18 protein-coding genes are annotated in these 20,086 nt (G+C 39.7%); 1 reads left to right on the forward strand and 17 read right to left on the reverse strand.

The features are described 5' to 3' along the window. Positions 1–177: 177 nt before the first annotated feature. Positions 178–1,032, forward strand: coding sequence for a dTDP-4-dehydrorhamnose reductase (gene rfbD, locus MP387_RS07620; protein WP_242746025.1), 855 nt, complete (start codon positions 178–180; stop codon positions 1,030–1,032). A 60-nt stretch (positions 1,033–1,092) separates the two neighbouring features. On the opposite strand, the gene rfbB is transcribed toward rfbD, so the two are convergent. From rfbB to MP387_RS07705, 17 genes are all read right to left on the reverse strand, one after another. Then, on the reverse strand, positions 1,093–2,139 hold the full coding sequence (rfbB, locus tag MP387_RS07625) for a dTDP-glucose 4,6-dehydratase (protein ID WP_242746028.1): 1,047 nt from the start codon (positions 2,137–2,139) through the stop codon (positions 1,093–1,095). Between the two features lie 18 nt (positions 2,140–2,157). Beyond that, a complete protein-coding gene (locus MP387_RS07630; protein WP_242746031.1) occupies positions 2,158–2,751 on the reverse strand; it encodes a dTDP-4-dehydrorhamnose 3,5-epimerase family protein in 594 nt (197 codons plus the stop codon). Continuing rightward, entirely contained in the window at positions 2,752–3,621 is an 870-nt protein-coding gene (rfbA, locus tag MP387_RS07635; RefSeq protein WP_049519434.1) for a glucose-1-phosphate thymidylyltransferase RfbA, read from the reverse strand. Positions 3,622–3,692: 71 nt separating this feature from the next. Continuing rightward, on the reverse strand, positions 3,693–4,745 hold the full coding sequence (locus MP387_RS07640; RefSeq protein ID WP_242746034.1) for a glycosyltransferase: 1,053 nt from the start codon (positions 4,743–4,745) through the stop codon (positions 3,693–3,695). Between the two features lie 27 nt (positions 4,746–4,772). Beyond that, on the reverse strand, positions 4,773–5,876 hold the full coding sequence (gene glf / locus MP387_RS07645) for a UDP-galactopyranose mutase (RefSeq protein ID WP_242746037.1): 1,104 nt from the start codon (positions 5,874–5,876) through the stop codon (positions 4,773–4,775). A 9-nt stretch (positions 5,877–5,885) separates the two neighbouring features. Continuing rightward, positions 5,886–7,298 (reverse strand): flippase, encoded by a 1,413-nt coding sequence (locus MP387_RS07650; RefSeq protein WP_242746041.1) that lies wholly within the window; start codon positions 7,296–7,298, stop codon positions 5,886–5,888. Next, positions 7,295–8,455: a polysaccharide polymerase gene (locus MP387_RS07655; protein WP_242746044.1), complete on the reverse strand. Its 1,161-nt coding sequence runs from the start codon at positions 8,453–8,455 to the stop codon at positions 7,295–7,297. The genes MP387_RS07650 and MP387_RS07655 overlap by 4 nt, the downstream gene beginning before the upstream one ends. A 38-nt stretch (positions 8,456–8,493) precedes the next feature. Continuing rightward, positions 8,494–9,459, reverse strand: a complete 966-nt coding sequence (locus MP387_RS07660) for a glycosyltransferase family 2 protein (RefSeq protein WP_242746047.1) — start codon at positions 9,457–9,459, stop codon at positions 8,494–8,496. A 34-nt stretch (positions 9,460–9,493) separates the two neighbouring features. Continuing rightward, on the reverse strand, positions 9,494–10,492 hold the full coding sequence (locus MP387_RS07665; protein WP_049500998.1) for a Stealth CR1 domain-containing protein: 999 nt from the start codon (positions 10,490–10,492) through the stop codon (positions 9,494–9,496). A 2-nt stretch (positions 10,493–10,494) separates the two neighbouring features. Further along, entirely contained in the window at positions 10,495–11,652 is a 1,158-nt protein-coding gene (locus tag MP387_RS07670; protein ID WP_242746049.1) for a glycosyltransferase family 4 protein, read from the reverse strand. A 3-nt stretch (positions 11,653–11,655) separates the two neighbouring features. Continuing rightward, the gene (gene cps2T / locus MP387_RS07675) at positions 11,656–12,828 is read right to left on the reverse strand and encodes a beta 1-4 rhamnosyltransferase Cps2T (RefSeq protein ID WP_242746052.1); all 1,173 of its coding nucleotides are present in this window, start codon (positions 12,826–12,828) and stop codon (positions 11,656–11,658) included. 30 nt (positions 12,829–12,858) lie between these two features. After that, positions 12,859–14,226, reverse strand: a complete 1,368-nt coding sequence (locus tag MP387_RS07680) for a sugar transferase (protein ID WP_242746055.1) — start codon at positions 14,224–14,226, stop codon at positions 12,859–12,861. Between the two features lie 22 nt (positions 14,227–14,248). Beyond that, a complete protein-coding gene (locus MP387_RS07685) occupies positions 14,249–14,941 on the reverse strand; it encodes a tyrosine-protein kinase (protein WP_084917687.1) in 693 nt (230 codons plus the stop codon). 9 nt (positions 14,942–14,950) lie between these two features. Continuing rightward, complete coding sequence (gene cpsC / locus MP387_RS07690; RefSeq protein ID WP_242746059.1) at positions 14,951–15,643, reverse strand: capsular polysaccharide biosynthesis protein CpsC; 693 nt, start codon at positions 15,641–15,643, stop codon at positions 14,951–14,953. An 8-nt stretch (positions 15,644–15,651) separates the two neighbouring features. Further along, positions 15,652–16,383 (reverse strand): capsular polysaccharide biosynthesis protein Cps4B, encoded by a 732-nt coding sequence (gene cps4B, locus MP387_RS07695; protein WP_096753697.1) that lies wholly within the window; start codon positions 16,381–16,383, stop codon positions 15,652–15,654. A 1-nt stretch (position 16,384) separates the two neighbouring features. Further along, the gene (gene cpsA, locus MP387_RS07700) at positions 16,385–17,830 is read right to left on the reverse strand and encodes an LCP family glycopolymer transferase CpsA (protein ID WP_000091218.1); all 1,446 of its coding nucleotides are present in this window, start codon (positions 17,828–17,830) and stop codon (positions 16,385–16,387) included. Positions 17,831–18,014: 184 nt separating this feature from the next. Further along, positions 18,015–19,976, reverse strand: a complete 1,962-nt coding sequence (locus MP387_RS07705; RefSeq protein ID WP_242746062.1) for a peptide ABC transporter substrate-binding protein — start codon at positions 19,974–19,976, stop codon at positions 18,015–18,017. Positions 19,977–20,086 lie beyond the last annotated feature (110 nt).

Genomic DNA, 20,086 nt, shown 5'->3' on the forward strand with positions numbered 1-20,086 from the left:
GAATTTTAAGAATAGCTTTACAGCTATAAAAAAATTCTATCTCAAAGAATCTAATAAACAGTTTCATTTCAAAAACAGATTCTTATCGGATAGAAACCATCAAAATAAGGACCGAAAATCAGATTTTTTATCAATTTTTTGCTATGATTAGATAGAAGAAAAGTTAAGGAGAAGACAATGATATTAATTACAGGTGCGAATGGTCAACTCGGTACTGAACTACGTTATTTACTAGATGAACGAAATGTGGACTATGTTGCAGTGGATGTGGCCGAAATGGATATCACTAATTCTGAAATGGTTGAGAAGGTATTTGCTGAGGTTAAACCAACTCTGGTCTATCATTGTGCAGCCTACACTGCTGTTGATGCTGCAGAAGACGAGGGGAAAGAACTGGATTTTGCCATAAACGTAACTGGAACTGAAAATGTAGCCAAAGCCTCTGAGAAATACGGATCTACTCTGGTCTATATCTCGACAGACTATGTCTTTGATGGAAAGAAACCCGTCGGACAAGAGTGGGAAGTCGATGACCTACCTGATCCGCAAACAGAGTACGGGCGTACCAAGCGAATGGGTGAGGAACTTGTTGAAAACCTTACGTCACAGCATTATATCATCCGCACTGCTTGGGTCTTTGGAAATTATGGAAAAAACTTTGTCTTTACCATGCAAAATCTAGCCAAAACCCATAAAACGCTCACAGTAGTCAACGACCAACACGGCCGTCCAACTTGGACACGTACCTTGGCTGAGTTTATGACCTACTTGACTGATAATCAAAAAGAGTTTGGCTACTACCACTTATCAAATGACGCAGCTGAAGACACCACTTGGTATGACTTTGCTGTTGAGATTCTTAAAGACAGTGATGTCGAAGTAGTACCAGTAGACTCCAGCAAGTTTCCTGCCAAGGCCAAACGACCTCTCAACTCAACTATGAGCTTGACAAAAGCAAAGGCGACAGGTTTCGTCATTCCAATCTGGCAAGATGCCCTTAAAGAATTTTATAAACAAGAAGTAAGAAAATAAAAGATTAAGACATACATAAAAAGCAAGAGCCCATGGGGTCTCTTGCTTTTTAGTATCTGATTATTTAATCACTTGTTGCGTTTTAGCATAGTTAGCCTCTACCGCTTCTTTTTCAGATTTCCACCAGTCTTGGTTGTCTGTATACCATTTGATGGTCTCTTTGAGGCCTGCTTTAAAGTTGGTAAACTCTGGCTTCCACCCTAGTTCATCACGAAGCTTGCTAGCGTCGATAGCATAACGAAGGTCATGACCAGCTCGGTCCGTCACATGGTCATAAGCATCAGCTGGTTGCCCCATTTCCTTGAGAATGAGTTCCAGGACTTCCTTATTGTTCTTCTCACCATCCGCACCAATCAAGTAGGTTTCTCCGATTTGACCTTTGGTTAGAATCGTCCAAACACCTGATGAATGGTCATTGGTGTGAATCCAGTCACGGACATTCTTACCTTCACCATAGAGTTTTGGCTTGATACCACTCAAGATATTGGTGATCTGGCGCGGAATAAACTTCTCGATATGTTGGTAAGGACCATAGTTGTTTGAACAGTTCGAAATAGTCGCTTTGACACCAAATGAGCGCACCCAAGCTTTGACAATCAGATCTGAAGCTGCTTTAGTTGATGAGTAAGGCGAGCTGGGATTGTACTTGGTTTCAGCCGTAAATTTCTCACCTGGACCTTCTCCATGACCTGGCAAATCTTCACGCAGAGGTAGGTCACCATAGACTTCGTCAGTTGACACATGGTGGAAACGAAGGTCGTATTTACGAGCTGCTTCCAAAAGAGTGTAAGTCCCAATGAAGTTGGTGTGGATAAATGGACTCGGATCATTGAGCGAGTTGTCATTATGGCTTTCTGCCGCATAGTGAACAATGGCATCTGCTTGAGCAGCTAGCTTATCGACCAAGGTTGCATCTGCAATATCTCCAACAACCAACTCAACACGATCACCTAAAATTGCTTCAATATTGGCACGATTACCCGCATAAGTCAGCTTGTCCAGCACTGTCACATGGACATCTGGGAAGTTGTTATAGACATAATGAACAAAGTTAGAACCGATAAAACCAGCCCCACCTGTCACGATGATATTTCTGTATTCAGTCATTTTTATTCCCTAATTTTTTTACAAATCTTCTTTTCTTAGTGGTTTGACATCCTTAAGCAGTGGATGATGTTTATCTGCTTCCGAAACTTCTGCTTCTGCTAGGTTTTCCCACTGGATGCCCAAAGCTGGGTCTGCATAGTTGACAAAAGCATATTTAGGCTTGAGTTCAAGTGACCAGTAGTCATTGACCAGATAGCTATAAGAAACTGTATCCGAGAGGACTTGGAAACCATTGGCTACGCCACGAGGGACAAAGATTCCCTTACTTGCATCAATCTCGGTCTGATAAACATTTCCAAAAGTCTCACCTTCACGTAGGTCAACCCAAGAACCCAGAACCTTGCCACCATCTGCTACTGAGATATACTTGTCCCAAGGTTCAGCATGGAGACCTCGAAGAACATTTTTGCGAGAAAAGCTGACATTGTTTTGCAGTTTTCCTTCAGCAAAGAAGCTTTCAGGGAAACCAAGCGGTAGCATCTTTTCTTTCTGAAAATTTTCCTTAAACCAGCCACGATTGTCACCATGAACCGGAATATCGAACTCTAACAAACCTGGAATGGCATCAATCTTGTGCACTGCAAGTGTTTTGCCGAAAAAATTATCTGTCATCTAGATTTCTCCAATCAAACGGAGCAAGTATTGCCCGTATTCATTCTTCTTGAGAGGTTGCGCCAACTTCAGCACATCTTCGCGGCTGATATAACCCATTCGGTAGGCAATTTCTTCTAGGTTGGCAACCTGAACATTTTGCATCCTTTGAACCGTTTCGATATATTGGGATGCTTCTAACAGACTCTCATGTGTCCCAGTATCCAACCAGGCAAAACCACGTCCCATAACTTCAACTGACAAATCCCCACGCTTCAAATAAGCATTGTTAACATCTGTGATTTCCAACTCTCCACGAGCACTCGGTTTTATCTGTTTGGCAATCTCCACAACATCATTGTCATAGAAATAAAGACCTGTCACTGCATAGTTAGAGCGAGGATTCTCCGGTTTTTCTTCTATGGAAATAGCATTCATGTCTGTATCAAACTCGACCACACCAAAACGCTCTGGATCCTTCACTTGGTAGCCAAAAACAGTCGCACCCTTCTCTTTCTTAGCTGCCTTTTGAAGCATTCTGCTCAAACCAGGTCCATGATAGATATTATCCCCCAAGATCAATGCAACACTATCGTCACCGATAAATTCTTCACCGATAAGAAAAGCCTGAGCAAGTCCATCGGGACTAGGCTGTTCCGCATAGGAAAGCTTGATCCCAAATTCGGAGCCATCCAAGAGCAGGTCCTTAAAACGGGGTAAATCCTGTGGTGTTGAGATGATCAAAATGTCCTTAATCCCAGCCAACATCAAGGTTGACAAAGGATAGTAAATCATGGGTTTATCATAAACCGGCATCAGCTGTTTTGACGCAGCTCGAGTAAGTGGGTACAGGCGCGTTCCCGAACCACCCGCAAGAATAATACCTTTCATAATAGGTTTCCTTTCTGGCTAATTACCTATCCTATATTATATTTCATTTTGTCCCAAATTCCCTAAGGAATTTACTTCAATTTGGATAAGGCAGCTTTTAAGTAGGCTCCATCTCGAAGAGCAGCTCCAACTTTCCTAGCCTGTTCTGAAAGTTCCTTGTAATCTTGAAGTGTCAAATCATCTAGTACTCTTTGGAGGTCGTGTAGAGAGTCAACTGCTAGACCACACTCTTTATCCAGAACAAAATGCGCAAGGGCAGACTCTCTCCAAACCACTAGAGGAAAGCCCGAAGCCAAATAAAGAGAGGCCTTGTGCGAATTGTTAAAGCGTAGATAGTTTCCGTAAGAACCTTGGCAGGTTTCTGAGCTGTCTCCGTCCCAGACCAAACCAAAACTACCTTCAAGAGCAGCTGGGAGGTCATCCGGCATAAAGGAACCAAAGTAGGTGGTGTTTTTCAATGCACGACTTTCATCATAGCCCACTCCATACAAGTTATAGGCTGGCTGGTCTGGCAAGTTATAAAGATAGCCTGACTTTGCAGGGTTCAAATTTCCAGCTACGATAATAGGCTGGTCTTTTTGGAGATTTGGTTTTTCAGCAAAGTTTGGAATCAGGTAGTCAAAAATTTCCAAGCTAACCATTTTATCTGCTGGCACTCCTTGACCTACCAGAACTTTCTTCATGATATCGTTATGAACGATAATGCCATCCACTGACATCAAAGCTTTCTTTTCCTGGAAGTAATTGCGCACTTTATGACGGAATTTCACTTCCGAACCTGCTGCATGACGCAAGGTTTCAATATCATGGATCAAAAGATAGAATTTTGCTCCTCTTTTTTGCGCCTGCTTGATGAGTTGTGAGATAAAAAATGTATGGTGGATAATAGGGAACTGAATCACCAATTCATCTCCAACTCCCAACTGATCAAACACAGACTTGGTCGCACGATATTTGTGTTGTTGAGCTTTAAAGAAATTCATCTTATACCAATTCTCAACCTTGAGCTCCAAGCCCTCATAACCCTCTGAGATTAGAATAGCTTCCACGTCATTTCGTGCCTTACTCCCTGCATTCTTTTCGTGTGCATTATGCAGAAATGAATCTTTCAGATAATATTTCACCTTTTCTCCCCTTTATCCGTGATGTTCTTAGATACTCCCTAGTTCTTCTTCTACCACATCCAATGCACGTTCAACAGTCACGTGCATATCATAGTATTTATAATCTGCCAAGCGCCCACAGAAAATAACGCGCCCATTTTTCTCAGCTTCTGCTAGATACTGCTCATAAATAGCATTGTTTTTGGCATCATTGATTGGATAGTAAGGTTCATCTCCTCTTTTCCAATCTGCTGGATATTCACGAGTAATAACGGTCTTGGCTTGAGTCCCAAACTCAAAATGTTTGTGTTCGATGATTCGCGTATAGGGAATATCACGTTCAGTATAGTTGACTACAGCATTTCCTTGATAATTTTCTTGATCCAAAATCTCATGCTCAAAACGGAGACTACGATACTCTAGTTCACCAAACTTGTAGTCAAAGAACTGATCAATCATCCCTGTGAAGACAATCTTAGTTGCTGAAGCCTCCAAGTTCTCCCGATCAGCAAAGAAATCTGTATTAAGCTCTACTTCGATTCCTTCCAACAACTTTTCGATGATGACATTGTAACCACCAATCGGAATTCCTTGGTAACGGTCATTGAAATAATTGTTATCATAGGTCAATCGAACAGGTAAACGCTTGATGATAAAGGGTGGTAGTTCAGTAGCAGAACGCCCCCATTGCTTTTCGGTGTAGCCCTTGATTAGCTTTTCATAGACATCCATACCAATCAACTTAATGGCTTGTTCCTCTAAGTTTTTAGGCTCAACATCTTGCATGTGTGTCGTCTGCTCAGCAATCTTGTCCTTGACTTCTTGGGGTGTCTTTGTCCCCCACAAAGCATAGAAAGTGTTCATATTGAAAGGCAGATTGTAAAGATGTCCTTGATAGTTGGCAATAGGAGAATTGATATAATTGTTAAACTCCGCAAACTGATTGACATATTCCCATACCTTTTTATTAGATGTATGGAAGATATGAGCCCCATACTTGTGGACATTGATTCCTTCAACAGATTGGCAATAGATATTCCCACCAATATGTTCTCGTTTATCAATCACCTTCACCTTCTTGCCACGTTTGTTAGCTTCGTAGGCAAAGATTGCACCTGACAAGCCAGCACCGACAATCAAATAATCGTACATAAAATCTCCTTATTTCTTTAAAACACTTTTTAGTTCTTGAAAATCCAAGACACGTAAGACCAAAACCAAGCCACCGTAGACTAGGAAGCCAAGCAGAGAATAGATCAAGACATTCACAACAGATGAGAAGTGGATGAAAGCTTGTACAGAATACAAGGCGCCGTACATCAGGAGTGACGCTAGAAGTATTTTTAGCATAGACTGTAGAATCTTGACCTCTTTTAGATACGAACGTGTAAAGTAGAGTTGGATCAGCCAGACCAAACCTTCTGTCGCAACAGATACGATCGACGCCCCAATATAGCCCAGAGGCGGGATTAAGAGGAGATTCAAGCCTACACTGAAAATAGCTGGAATAGTTGTTGACAGCATAAATTCACGATTCTTATTGTGAGGAATCAAGATTTGAATTCCCATGATATTGGTCCAGCCAATAAAGAACATTCTAAAGACCATGATGGCAATCGCATAGCGAGCATCTTGGAAGTCTTGCCCCAGGAAAAAATTGACAAAATCTTTGTTAACAATTAAAATCCCCGCAATCATCGGGAAGATAACCAAGTTATAAACCAGAAATGACATTTCATGTAGCTTGTTAACCGCCTTTTGATTGCCTGATGATAGGAGGTTGGAGACCCGAGGCAACATGACACTACCAAGCGACGTTACCAAGGTCAATAAAATATTCAATAATTTCAAGGCTTGATCATAGATCCCGACATCCTTGGTCGAAGACAAGGCACCCAACATGGTGCGATCTAGCGTGATGTAGAGTGAAATGGCAATCTGTGGCAGAAACAAGAGAATGACTGGTTTGATATGCTCTTTGGCATAGGCTATATCCAAATGCGGCTTGCGAATGTGCTCCCGAGCAGGAAGCCACATACTCAACTGACCTAGTAGATCATAGGCAACCAAGAGGATGATATACAAGTACAAGTCGGATGGTTTCTTAACAAATAGGAAAATCGAAACAACCCCTAGAAGTTTGACCATTGTGTTACGAGCTGTGATTTTTTTGAAATCTTCTAACCCTTGAAAAAGCCAAGAAATATCAAAACCACGAGACAGCAAACTAAAGCCAAGTATATAGGCAATTGGATTGTTCATCAACGGCACAAGCAAGCAGACAACTATATAAAGCGTAACCGCTAAACAGGTTGAAAGGACTTGTAAACTGTAAATACCCCAGAAGGTCTTTTCGATTTCCTTACGATGGCCGGAAATTTCCTTTGTCCCATAATTGGCCACCCCAAGTGTCGCTAAGAGTATAAAGTAAGTTACTATTGAGTTGTAGTACCCATAGGAACCTAAGTCATTGGATGAGAAAACCCGAGTAATATAGGGTGTAGTAATGACTGGTAAAACGATTACTAACAGCTGATAAGAAAGATTATATAAATAATTTTTTAATACTTTCACAAGGAGTTCCTCGTTGTAGATTTCTTCGATTCAAATTCAATAACTGGCAAGGTTGCAAATAGAGTAAACATAAAAATATTATAAGACGGGCGAACCCAGAAGGCCTCAAACATACAGTTGACTGCTATTAAGGATAAGGCCGTCAATAGCAAATAATTCTTTTTGCGATAAAGTGACCAAGACCTAACTATGTATAACACGACCAATAAGAGAACTGGAATCATCCCATAGGTAAAGAGCATCTGAACGTAGGAAGAGTCTACATAGTCGTAGCTCAAAACGGATTCTGTACGCCCCCCATAACCGACAAATGATATGCCCCGAGTCCCAAACCACTGCACTGCATATTTTTTTAGTGCCTCATGTCCTAGGTGTAATCTCATACTAAAAAAATTGTTTAGAGCCACATACATTGGATGAGACCAGGTAAATTTAGAAGAGAGATAAATCATTACTGAAGACGCTATACCAGCCGATAAAGGAAGTAAAGCAAAAAGCCGTCGCTTTTTATCATTTCGGAAATAAAAGTACAGAAAAATGAGCGCCATTACAGTAATAGAAGCGGCATTAAGCCTCGCATCGCAATATCGAATAATGAAATAAGCCAGACCAAATCCTAAGGCAGTCCGTAAAATAATGAATTTCTTTCTAAAGATATACGATATAGCTGTATATAGATAAAAACAGTGAGAAGCAAAATCAGTTGGATAAATAAAGCCAAATGAATTTCGAACAACGACTCCCGCAGATCGTGATTGGACAAATTGCAAGTTTGGAATAGCACCAATCACGGCCAAGAGCACTATCAATACAATAAAAAACAAGGCTACAACAGAGTATATTTTAAGTACACTTTCCATCTCAGCCTTGTAAAGAAAGACAAGCAGAAACATATACATCAATGCATTAAGGTTCCCAGTCTTATAGTAAACCATGCCCCCAGCAAAAAGAAGAATTGGTGCAAAGATGAGATAGCTTATAGAGTAGTGATAAATATAAGCAAATCGCATAGCAAGTAACAGGACCGCAAAAAAAGGAACTACATTAGGAATATTAGGTAAAACAGGAGCTATCATAGACGTATTGATCATATCTATGGAGACAACCACTATTAAAACTGCTGCAATTAGCAATTTATCACGTTCTAACTTTAACATTTTCTTTTTCCTTTTCTTCTTTCATCCCTAACTCTTACTTAGGATTTTTTTAACTTTTTAAATTGATAATAGAGCCGCGGATACTTAGTAATTAAAACATAGAGGATCCTACGTTTCTTGCTAACTCTAGAATTCTTCAAAACAAGTGGCAAATAAGGCCTGGTTTTCTCCTGAAGTCTCTTGAATTCTGCTGGATTTCCATCCTGAATCATGGTAAAAATAAGAAGACTTCCTGTAAAGAAGCGTGAAATGATGGCTTCTTGGAGTTCTGAACTCTCAGGATAGGTTGCATTGACAACCTCTTTTAAATGATCGATCGCTTCATAAAACTCGTATTGTTTAGGTGTGAAAGCCGAAGCAGTAATGCTACCAGGTCTGTGGTAATAATGGTAAATCGGAAGATGAAACAAGGCCACGGATTGGGCATGGTTGAGATGCTCACTGATGACATAGAGGTCTTCGTAGATGCGTCCCTTGGGAAAGGGAGCTTTCTCAAGAAGTTCTTTCCGATAGAGTTTCCCACAAGCAGAGACCGTTACAAGGTCTCCATAAAGCATCTCAGTCAGAGCCTTTGCCTTGTCATAGACCTTAACTTGGTCTAAATCAAGCTGACCCAAGTGAAAATTTTGAAAACGATGATAGTGAGCTGTTGGCTCTACTTTGCCACTTACCATATCTGCTTGGGTACGACTTTGTAGCTCTGCTAGCAGTTCCAAGGCGCAGGGTTCCAGATAGTCGTCTGGATCTAGGAAAGTAATCCAGTCGCCCTTGGCTTTCAAGACCCCATAGTTCCGAGCATCAGACAAACCACCGTTGACCTTATGGTAGCTAGTCACCCAATCATATTGCTGGGCATACTGGTCACACAAGTGTCCTGAGCCATCACTCGAGCCGTCATCAATCAAGAGGACTTCCATATCCTTGTAAGTCTGATGTTCCAAACTCTCCATGGCATAATGAAGGTAGTCCTCCACATTATAAACAGGCACAATTACCGAAATCATATTTTCTTTTCTTTCTCTTACTTAGTTTTACAGTTTAAATCTCAAATGAGCTTCTATCTGGAAGCAGTTGATCCATAGCCTTGATAAAGTCTGTCATCACCTGCTCCTCGTCTTGAATGTTAAATCCATCATTGATACACATAATTTGGTATTTGCCAGAATTTAGTATCTTCCAAAAATCTGGTCCGGCATTATCCAAAGAAAAGAGTCCCCCCAACTTAGGATTTCCGACAGCGTATTGACCACTGGCAATCTGCCAATACTTAAAGAGCCAAACATTGGTATCAGAAGGATTTCTAAAGCGACTAGCCGAGGTTCTTTCCAAGACAGCTTTTTCCTTTTCCCATACCAAGTTCATCGTTGATCTTAGTAGAGGATAGGGCAGATGACTCTCCCAGAAACCACAGATAAACTGACTATTTCTGTATAGTAGCGACTTAACGATACTTTTTAATCCCTGCTTTGGATCAAAGAATTGGCCATTCTTCAAAATTTCATTTCGACTGAAATAGCTAGTGACAATCTCCATGTCATTTATCTGAAAATTCCCCGTTCCATATCGCTCAGGAATAATCGGTGAAAGAGCCGTATTATATTTGGGTAAACCATCCTCTGAGAAAAAATCTGTCGGCTCGACTGGAGCTGTCAAATACATATCGTCATTAAAAAAAACAAAATGCTCTGAGAGACCAGGGATTCGATGGATGTTACTTTCGATAGGATTGGCAGAAAAAACTGGTAGGTAGTCATTACAGATAATCTCTGTATGATCTACCAACACCAATTTATCACTGTTTAACTCTAACCAGCTTGGCTTTTGCTGGTCGGTCACGAGGTAGACCTTATTAACCCAAGGAGCAAATTTTTCAACTCCTCTAAACCAATATTTAAAGGTCCCCCATTCTCGGTAAGCCTTGACTGAATTCATACTCTGTTTAGAAGTATTAACCGATCCATCATAGCTTGATTTTTTTTCTTGCCACACAGGATCATTCCCATCAACCCAAGTAACAACAAAATCTATTTTATTCATAACTAATCTTTTCTATCTGTTTTATACAACTCCGAAAAGTTCTTGATGTAACTCTCCAAAGAAAACAGCTCTTTTTGTCTCTGATATCCTACTTGCCCAAATTTTTCTCTTTTTTCAGAACTATCTAGTAAGAGAGAAATGGCATTAGAAAGTTCTTGAGGACGGTTTGGTTTGACTAAGCAACCACTTTTGTCATCTACTACCATTTCAGCTATTCCCCCATTGTTATAACCAACAACTGGTTTTGAACAAGCCATGGCTTCTAGGACTACTGTAGGTAGGGAATCAGGTTTTATACTTGGTAAGACAAAGATATCAAACATATTATAAAGTTCAGAAGTCTTATCGTAGTAATCAATACGATGAATTTGTGACACAACAGATGAAGAAGCTATTCTCTTATCTAGTTCTTCTAAGCGCCATTCTTCACCAGGAAAAACACCTCCAGCTAGGAAAGCCACCGCTTGCTCATTCTTTTCCAAAAGTGGCTCGACTGCTTCTATGAAATCATTTTGTCCTTTGATAGCATTGACCCGACCAATCATGCCAATCACAAGTGCATCTTGCGCAATGTCAAATTTTTCACGAATAGAAGACGCATCCATTGGATAATAGACAGTATTGTCGACACCGTTATAAATCACTTCCACTTGGCTATCTTTGATAAAAGGAGACTGCTTGATATGATTAGCGACCGCTTGGGACACCGTCACAATCTTGTCTGCATATCGTCCCATGAGCATATTGATAAAGTCAGAAATAGCTTTGGGTTTGACGATAATCTCATGAACATGCCAAATCAAAGGCAGCTTGAGCTTGCGTTTCAAATAGATGCCCTCCAAAACAGCCGCTGTATTATTGTGAACCATATCTATATTGTGTTGTCGAGCATAGAGGGCGATTTGCTTAGCATAGAAATTATAAGAGCGAATATAGTCGGCAATGCCTTTAGGATTAAAGTATTTTCTACGTAAAATCGGATAATCCAACACACTGACCTGAGCCCCAACTTGACGCAAGGCCTCGACTAAAACACCATCATTTGGCAGGATGACATGAGCTTCAAATTCTTTGGAATCCAATCCTTTGATCAATTCCAATAAGACCTTATCTGCTCCATACATTTCTGCACCAGCATGCAAGTATAAAATCCGTTTCATTCCCTATCCTTTAAACACTTCTTCATAATCTGACACAATCTTTTCCCATGTGAAAGCTGAGAGGATTCTTTGACTTGACTTGAAATCCAAGTCAGTTATTGCTGCCTGATCAAATCCTTCTACTTCCTCAATGACACGAGTCAACTCATCTTTTTTCCAATAAATGGCCCCGTCTTCACCAACCTCACGGTTAAAGCCAACATCTAGCAACAAATTTAGTTTTGTGGATGCTAGGGCTTCCAGTAGAGAAGGGTTGGTCCCTCCAACCTCATGCCCATGGAAATAGGCAAAGGCATTTTCGCGAATGTACTTGAGCAACTCTTGGTCATAGACAGTCCCGACAAATTTGACCCTAGGATCTTTATCAAAACCAGTATCTTGTAACAACTGATCGTAAAATTTATTCTGCTCCACATTTGTGATGAGAACAAAGTCCTTTTTGGACTTGGACTTGATAAATTCACGAATCATGGCTTCGTAGTTATTTTCAGGAACAAATCGTCCCACTACTAGATAATAGCCATTTTCGCTAACTCCTTTTTCCTGATACCAATTCCGAACTTTGGCATCTTCTGCTTTCAGGATTGAAGGAGCTGTATCTGTCCCATAGGCAATATAAGTGGTCTTTGGTTGGTACTGCTTATAATCCTCTTGGATATATTGTTCGATATTTTTGCTGTCACAGACCAGTAAATCTGCATGTTTGACCATGAGCTGCTCTGAAAATTTCCAATACTTACGAACTGGCAGGCTCCACTTTGCTCGCAGCCATTCATGGCCATCTGGATTTACTAGCAAAGAGCCACCAATGGCACGAATTTTTTTCTTAAGTCCAGAAATAAAAGGACCGATGCGACAAGCTAGAATATAAAAAATGGGAGCCTCGTCCTTGTTTTTCTTAGCCAATTCAATAGCCTTGTTGATCGCTGCGATATCGTAAGCAATAGCACGAGCTGGTCCGATATTGGGTACATCGATGTTGAAGCAAATGGCTCCATTGTGCTCAAACTGATCTTCCGTAATACCAGACTTGGCTGAATTTTCACGCATACAAGCAACATAGTATTGTATGTTGCTGTCTTTTTGATATTCGGTTAATTTTTCAACAAAGGTTTCAAATCCTCCATACTTAGCAGGAATCCCCTTTGAACCAATAATATAAACTGACTGTTTCATTTCTCTCCTAACAAGACTGAAGGGCAGAAATTACTTCGCCCCTTCCCTCATAAAGACCACTTTAACGGTCTTTAACAATATTTCAATATCTTTCCAGATTGTCCAGTCATCAATGTAAGCTACATCTAATTTGACAACTTCATCGAAATTTTTGATTTCACTTCGTCCACTAACCTGCCATAAACCTGTAATCCCAGGCTTAAAACTGAGACGACGTTTCTGTTCTGGCGTATACTTTTCATACTCATCAATAGTTGGAGGACGAGTCCCTACTAAACTCATATCCCCAATTAGTACATTCCAAAACTGTGGCAACTCATCCAAACTTGTCTTACGAATGAACCGTCCAATTGGTGTAACACGTGGGTCATTATCCATTTTGAACATCCCGCCCTGCATCGTATTCTGATTCATCAGCTGTTGTTTAATCTCTTCCGCATCTACACGCATAGAACGAAACTTATAAAAAGTAAAGCGACGACCATTTTTTCCAATACGCGTTTGAGAAAAAATGGCCGACCCACCATCTCTTCGAATCAGTGGTACCAATACTAAACCAACTACAGCAAACAGAATAAGTCCAACAATAGCTCCGCAAATATCTACAATTCGTTTGGCAACTACATGACTAGGCTTGTAAAATTTTGTTGAAAAGGTTACAACATTCAAACCTGCCATTTCACGAATTTTTTTATCACTACCCAAATAGTCGTTAAAAGCATTTAGGTTAACTGTCACATCTATTCCCATTGTTTCAAAAAGAGAGATATAATCTTCAATATTATACTCCTCACTAGGCAGATTGATAAAAACCTCATCAACAACTTCATGAGTTGCAAAATTTAAAACATCTTCAACTGGTACTACTTTTAAGTGCTCATGTTGAAAATTAGGCTGATCTAGAACACTAACAGCTTCTAATTCCCATAAAAAATCACTTGATTCTAACAGTTTGTCTATTACCCTCTCTACTCTAGACGTAGCCGTAATCAAGAAAACTTTTTTTCTCCCTTTAAAATTTGGTAATAGAAGTTTCCAATAGCGTTTAATACATAGATTCAATAGATATAGTAACACGGAATGCATTGTTAAAAAGTAGATCATTCCTCGTCTTGAAATACTAAAGCGTTCCTTCAAGAAAAAATTAGAAATACTTATTGCCAATGCAAAGAAAATAATATACTTCGCTATTTTGATAAACTCAGCCAAGTACCCTCTTTTGAAAAAATCTTGTCCATAATCACTAATATAAAAGACAAGATAATGGAGAATGTATAGGATAACCATTGAAGTGTATACAATCTCTGTTTCTTTAACAAAACTGAGTAAATAAGCTAAAATAATGACAAGAAAACTCTGGAATACTGCCAAAGAAATCTTCAATCCCTTTTCTTCCATAATATCTTCCCTAGGCTATTTATTATTTTTTGCCATAATTCCCATAGTTTCCATATGCTCCATAGGAGCCATATTTCTCGACTGAAGTATTAAATTTATTTAGAACTACTCCTAGAAATGGTTTGCTTGTTTGTTCGAGTTGTTCTTTAGCTTTTTGGACATCGCGACGATTTGTTTCACCAGCCGCAGTCACCAAAACAGAAGCATCACATTTCTGAGTGATGATTGCAGCATCAATAACAACTCCTATTGGTGCGGTATCAACAATGATATAATCAAAATATTTATGCAGAGTATCAATCATAGTTGCAAAATTTTCACTTTGTAGCAGAGCTGTAGGGTTTGGGGATACAGAACCTGCCTGGATAACAAATAAATTTTCAACATTTGTTTCGCATAAACCTTGCGATAAGTCTGTTGTCCCTGATAAATATTCTGTTAACCCTGTAATCTTTTCACGTGATTTAAAAACACCCGACATGACAGAATTACGAATATCCGCATCGATTAACAGTGTCTTATATCCCGCACGCGCGAAAGCCCAAGCAATATTGGTAGAAGTTGTTGATTTTCCTTCTCCTGGTTTGACAGAGGTAATGGAAATCACTTTCAAGTTATTCCCACTCAATTGAATATTGGTGCGAAGGGCATTGTAGTACTCTTCTGCTTTTCTTGCCTGATCCAGTTTTTTATGTGCAATCTCTAACGTTGGCATGTTTCTCTCCTATTTCAATTTATCCAAGTTTGGAACTACTCCCAATAGTGCAATTTGCATCACGTCCTCAATATCTTCTGGGCGTTTAACTCGTGTATCCAAGAGCTCAACTAGGAGAACTGTGACAACCATTACAACCGCTCCCGCAAGGAATCCAACCAGGGTATTGCGACGAATATTTGGTGAAGATGGCGATGTTGCAGGGCGTGCTTCTTCCAGCGTTGTCACATCCGAAACGCGAGTGACGCTGATAATCTTTTGAGCAGCAACCTCTCTCAAAGAGTTGGCAATCCGACTTGCTTCTTCCGGTACGCGATCAGTAACAGAGATAGAGACAATACGTGTATCAATAGGAACTGTCACTTTAATTTTACTAGCAAGACCTTTTGGAGGGAGTTCTAGTTTCAAATCAGTCGCAACCTTCTCTAAAACGTCTTGCGAGAGAATGATTTCACGATAGTCTTTTACCAAGTAAGATCCTGCTTGCAAGTCTTGGTTAGTCAAGCCAGGCTTATCTCCCTGATTACGATTGACCACATAAATTCGGGTCGTACTCGTAAACTCCGGCTTCACAATAAAACTACTGTAGGCAAATGCTACTGTCCCTGTCACGAATGCCACCAAAGCAATTAAAAATTTTCGTTTCCAAAGGATTTTAAGCAAGTGAAATACGTCGATTTCCATCATATTTTGTTCTTTCATTTTTTCTCCTAAATCAATTGATCCATTATTATTTTTCGGGGATTATCCTTAAAAAGTTCCTTAGCCTTATCTTCACTGTATTTTTTGGCAATGATATCATAGGCTTCCTCCATATGAGGAGGTCTGTGATCCAAGTTGTGCATATCACTTGCTATCACGTGAACCAGATCTCGTTCCAAGAAATACTGGGCTCTCTTTTTCATGAATTTATAGGTTTCTCCGAAGAGTTTAGGCTTCAAAACATGAGAACTATTAACCTGAGTATAACATCCCATATCAATCAGTTCTCGCACGCGCTTTTCATTGTTTTCTAAAGCATCGTAACGTTCAATGTGGGCAATGACGGGTGTAATGCCTAACATTAGAATATCACTCAATCCCTTATGCATATCTCGATAGGCTGTATTCATACTAAATTCAATTAAAGCATAGCGACTATCGTTAAGGGTTGGGATTAATTTCTTTTCTAACTTCTCAACAACATCCGGCGTATAGTAAATTTCTGCCCCATAGGCAATGATTAAGTCATCCGCAACTTCCTTAGCCATTTCTCGCACCTTCAGAAAGTTGGTTGCGATTTTTTCTTCAGGAGTTTCGAACATCCCTTTTCGTCTATGCGAAGTGGAAACAATTGTTCTCACTCCTTGACTATACGCCTCTCTAAGTAGTTTTTTACTCTCCTCTATTGACTTTGGACCATCATCCACATCAAAAACGATGTGCGAATGGATATCTATCATGCTACTTGCCCTCCATCACATCATTGATAGCAGCTTTAGCAGCAGCTAAACTGCTATCGTCAATTTCCATCATGTAGAGGTTACTATCTGGCATAGCATAGGATGGAAGATCTGTTCTACCAGTTCCTTTCAAGTCTTGAGAATTAACCTTATACTTACCACCACTATCCAGCTGGGTATTGACCAAATCCATCATGGTTTCTAGTGGCATATTGGTTTGCAAAGAGTCTTGTAATCCTTTGATGATGTTATCGTAGTTTTTTAAAGCCTCAGTTGACGTCAACTTCTGAATAATAGCAACAATGACCTTTTGCTGGTTCCGACCACGGTCACGGTCTCCATCTGCTAAAGAGTAGCGTTCGCGGACAAAGCCAAGGGCTTGTTCCGAATCTAGATGAACATTTCCTACAGGAAAATGGTACTTACCATGCAAAGAAGTGAAATCCTGATCATTATAGACATCAACGCCACCTAAAAGGTCAATCAATTTCAAGAAAGAAGTGAAGTTCAAACGAACATAGTAATTGATATCAACCCCGTATAGGTTTTCCAAAGTATGAATTGACGAGTCCACTCCATAGATTCCAGCGTGGGTCAATTTATCCTTTTGATTGTTTCCTCCATCCGCAATCGGAACATAGGAATCTCGAGGCGTTGTAGTCAGAAGAATTTTCTTGGTATCTCGATTCACAGTCATTAGAATATTCACATCAGAACGAGATACTGAACTAATCGGTCCGTAGGTATCAATTCCACTGACATAAATATTAAACGTCTGATTTTTAGATACCTTTGGTGCCGCAACATCCTTGGTTAGTTTTTTTGTATAGATTTTCTTAATTTTCGAAGCATAATCTGGATACTCTGCTTCGATGATGTTTTCAAAAACACTATTTAAGACAATTGCTTTCGTTTCGCCAGAAAGCAGACTCTTATAAGCTGCTAGATAAGAAGTACTCTGTTCAACTGTCAAGTCTTTACTCTGTGTCGTCTTAATATCCGCCACCAACTTTTGGATATTATCATTATCTGTTTCAGTCGGACCTGTTACACTATCCAACTGGGTCACATTATTGATTTCACTATCTTTTAAAACGACCACACTCATCGAATACTCTGAATAGTTTGATGTCGCATTGATGTGATTGGTCAACCCTACAAACTGATGAAGTGCAAATAGTGAGACAGAACTGACTAGTACAGCAAGCGTCAAAAAGAAAACCGTGAATTTCTCGGCTTTTTTATAAACTATCAGTAGGGTTGCAATTACAATAGAAATTAGAATTAAAATCGTAGCCAGAATATTGAGATATCTAAAGGCCAGGATATTATGTTTAAAAATCAAGAACAACAAAAAACCACTCAATAAAAAATAAATGGCTAATAAGAATATATTAATATTTCGCTTCGCATTCCCTAAACGAGCTCTCTTTGAGCGTCTACTCATAATAATCTCCTAAACCTTCATAATTAAAACCATTATATCATAAACCAACAATAAATGCCATTCATTCATTATAGTTAAGCGTTTTTATTTATACCTTTTTTCCAAAAAAATTTAGGTCTTTTACTCGTTTTTAGTTTAACGGATACAAAAACAAGGCTCCTGAATAGGAAACCTTGTTCTCATCTTATTTTACGTGGTTTTCAAACTCTTTTTGGCTCTTTTCGATAGCTTTTTTACTTTCTGCTTCCCACTTAGCCTTGGCTTCGTCAAATTGTTTCTTGGTAACAGGGTCTTTTTGTAATTTCATGTACTTATAATTATTTCCGTCACCCTTGATACCTACTAGGGAGTAGGCACGTGTAAACGGAGTTACTTTGGTTACAGAGGCTGTACCACCATTTGACATAGCAGACATGACTAGAGAATTGTCAATCATCCAAGCTTGAGCTTCAGCGTATTTTTCATAACGCTTAGCAACATCTTTGTTCTCAGCATCTGCTTCTTTCAGGAGTTGTGTATAGGTATCGAGCCCCAAACTCTTAATGAGCTCTTGGTCTTCCTTGGCATCAAGACCAAAAATCTTGAGATAGAAGCCAGTTTCAGCATTGAAGGGATCTAGGTAAGTTGATGGATCCTGGTAATCACCAACCCAACCATCAAAGTTTAGGTCGTAGTCACGAGCTGCTGGATTTGGTGCTAGGAAGGCAACATTTCCAAAGTCATCTGTAGAAAGCTGTTGAACATCAATGACGATATTGTCAGAACCTAGTACTGTTTCAAGGGTTTGTTTAACCGAATTCATACCAGAGACCGCATTTTTATTTGTCTGATCAACAGGGACATCCAAATGGATTGGGAAAGTCACGCCTTGGGCTTCCAATTCCTTTTTAGCTTCCGCAAATTTTGCTTGGGCCTTTTCCCTGTTGAAGTATGCATCTTGAGCGTCTGCCAAATTGATACCTGACCACTCAGTTCCGTAGTTCACAAGCTTAGAAGCTGTTACTTCTCCAAAGGTCTTATCTCCCACCTGGACAAATGTTGGGGGAACCAGAGTATTACGAAGGGTTTTGCTAGCTGCTTCTTCACCGTTAGATTGAGCAGAGTAGGCTGTTCGATCAATTCCAAAGTTGATAGCCTGACGGAAATTTTTATTTAAGATAGCTGTTTGAGCTGATTTCTTTTGTTCGTCCGTTGTTTTAGCGGTATGATTATAGGTTTTGCGGTTGACGTTAAAGTTAAAGTACCAAGATGTCTTGTCTTGTAAGCTATAGACGATATTGTCTTGGTATTTTTCTTTTGTCTTAGCATAATTCGAACTATTTGGATAGACTCCTGCAATCGAGTAAGCACCACTTTCAAAGTTTCGAATGGTCATCTCCTGATCTGACCCATCAAAGTAGGCTAACTTAACTTTTTCAATGGTTACTTTATCATGGTCATAATAGTGTGGATTCTTCACATATTCGATCGAAGATTTTGATGTGAAATCTTTTAACAGATATGGACCGTTATAAAGGATGCTGTCTGGTGTCAAGGTACCAAAGTCTTTATCTTTTGATTTCAAAAACTCTTCGTTGACTGGGAAAAGAATACTATTGGTTGTCTTAGAGTTCCAATAAGGTTCTGGTCGTGTCAAAGTGTACTCAACCGTATAGTCATCCAAGGCTTTGACACCAACAGTTGAAAAGTCATTGGTCACACCCGTCACATAGTCATTCAATCCCTTGATTGAATTTTGAATCAGATCCATGGCTTGCCCCTTGTTGTCCGCAGCATATTTGATCCCAGTGACAAAATCCTGAGCTTTGACTGAAGCATATTCCTCACCATCAGCTGTATACCACTTGGCATCTTTTCTAAGCTTGTAGGTATAGGTCAAACCATCTGCTGAAACTGACCAATCCTCTGCAAGAGCAGGCACGAGGTTCCCGTAGCTGTCATTTTCTAGCAAACCATCTACAAGATTGGTAATAACGGCAGTGTTATCTGCATAATAATCTAGGAGATAGTTAAAAGTTGTTGGATTCGCACTAAATGTTGATGAATAAGTGCTAGTATCTGTATTGGACTGTCCACATGCAGAGAGCAAAATCCCTGTCGCTAAGACAAGACCTGTCCCAATCAGTCTTTTTTTCATTTTGATCATCATTCACTCCTTTATGTCACTTTTTATAACATAACCATATTTTATCAAATTTATTCAAAAATGTAAAGTTACTACTTTTATGACAACTGGTGTCTCAAAACAAAAAAAGG

This window comes from Streptococcus oralis, from assembly GCF_022749195.1.
Taxonomy (GTDB): Bacteria; Bacillota; Bacilli; order Lactobacillales; family Streptococcaceae; genus Streptococcus; species Streptococcus oralis_CI.

Excerpts from the sequence above, each read along its gene's own strand:
- MP387_RS07705 (WP_242746062.1), bottom strand. The coding sequence starts at position 19,976 with ATGATCAAAATGAAAAAAAGACTGATTGGGACAGGTCTTGTCTTAGCG.
- MP387_RS07630 (WP_242746031.1), bottom strand. The coding sequence starts at position 2,751 with ATGACAGATAATTTTTTCGGCAAAACACTTGCAGTGCACAAGATTGAT.
- cps2T (WP_242746052.1), bottom strand. The coding sequence starts at position 12,828 with ATGAAACAGTCAGTTTATATTATTGGTTCAAAGGGGATTCCTGCTAAG.
- MP387_RS07655 (WP_242746044.1), bottom strand. The coding sequence starts at position 8,455 with ATGTTAAAGTTAGAACGTGATAAATTGCTAATTGCAGCAGTTTTAATA.
- cpsC (WP_242746059.1), bottom strand. The coding sequence starts at position 15,643 with ATGAAAGAACAAAATATGATGGAAATCGACGTATTTCACTTGCTTAAA.
- cps4B (WP_096753697.1), bottom strand. The coding sequence starts at position 16,383 with ATGATAGATATCCATTCGCACATCGTTTTTGATGTGGATGATGGTCCA.
- MP387_RS07680 (WP_242746055.1), bottom strand. The coding sequence starts at position 14,226 with ATGGAAGAAAAGGGATTGAAGATTTCTTTGGCAGTATTCCAGAGTTTT.
- rfbD (WP_242746025.1), top strand. The coding sequence starts at position 178 with ATGATATTAATTACAGGTGCGAATGGTCAACTCGGTACTGAACTACGT.
- MP387_RS07685 (WP_084917687.1), bottom strand. The coding sequence starts at position 14,941 with ATGCCAACGTTAGAGATTGCACATAAAAAACTGGATCAGGCAAGAAAA.
- glf (WP_242746037.1), bottom strand. The coding sequence starts at position 5,876 with ATGTACGATTATTTGATTGTCGGTGCTGGCTTGTCAGGTGCAATCTTT.
- rfbB (WP_242746028.1), bottom strand. The coding sequence starts at position 2,139 with ATGACTGAATACAGAAATATCATCGTGACAGGTGGGGCTGGTTTTATC.
- rfbA (WP_049519434.1), bottom strand. The coding sequence starts at position 3,621 with ATGAAAGGTATTATTCTTGCGGGTGGTTCGGGAACGCGCCTGTACCCA.
- MP387_RS07665 (WP_049500998.1), bottom strand. The coding sequence starts at position 10,492 with ATGAATAAAATAGATTTTGTTGTTACTTGGGTTGATGGGAATGATCCT.
- cpsA (WP_000091218.1), bottom strand. The coding sequence starts at position 17,830 with ATGAGTAGACGCTCAAAGAGAGCTCGTTTAGGGAATGCGAAGCGAAAT.
- MP387_RS07670 (WP_242746049.1), bottom strand. The coding sequence starts at position 11,652 with ATGAAACGGATTTTATACTTGCATGCTGGTGCAGAAATGTATGGAGCA.
- MP387_RS07660 (WP_242746047.1), bottom strand. The coding sequence starts at position 9,459 with ATGATTTCGGTAATTGTGCCTGTTTATAATGTGGAGGACTACCTTCAT.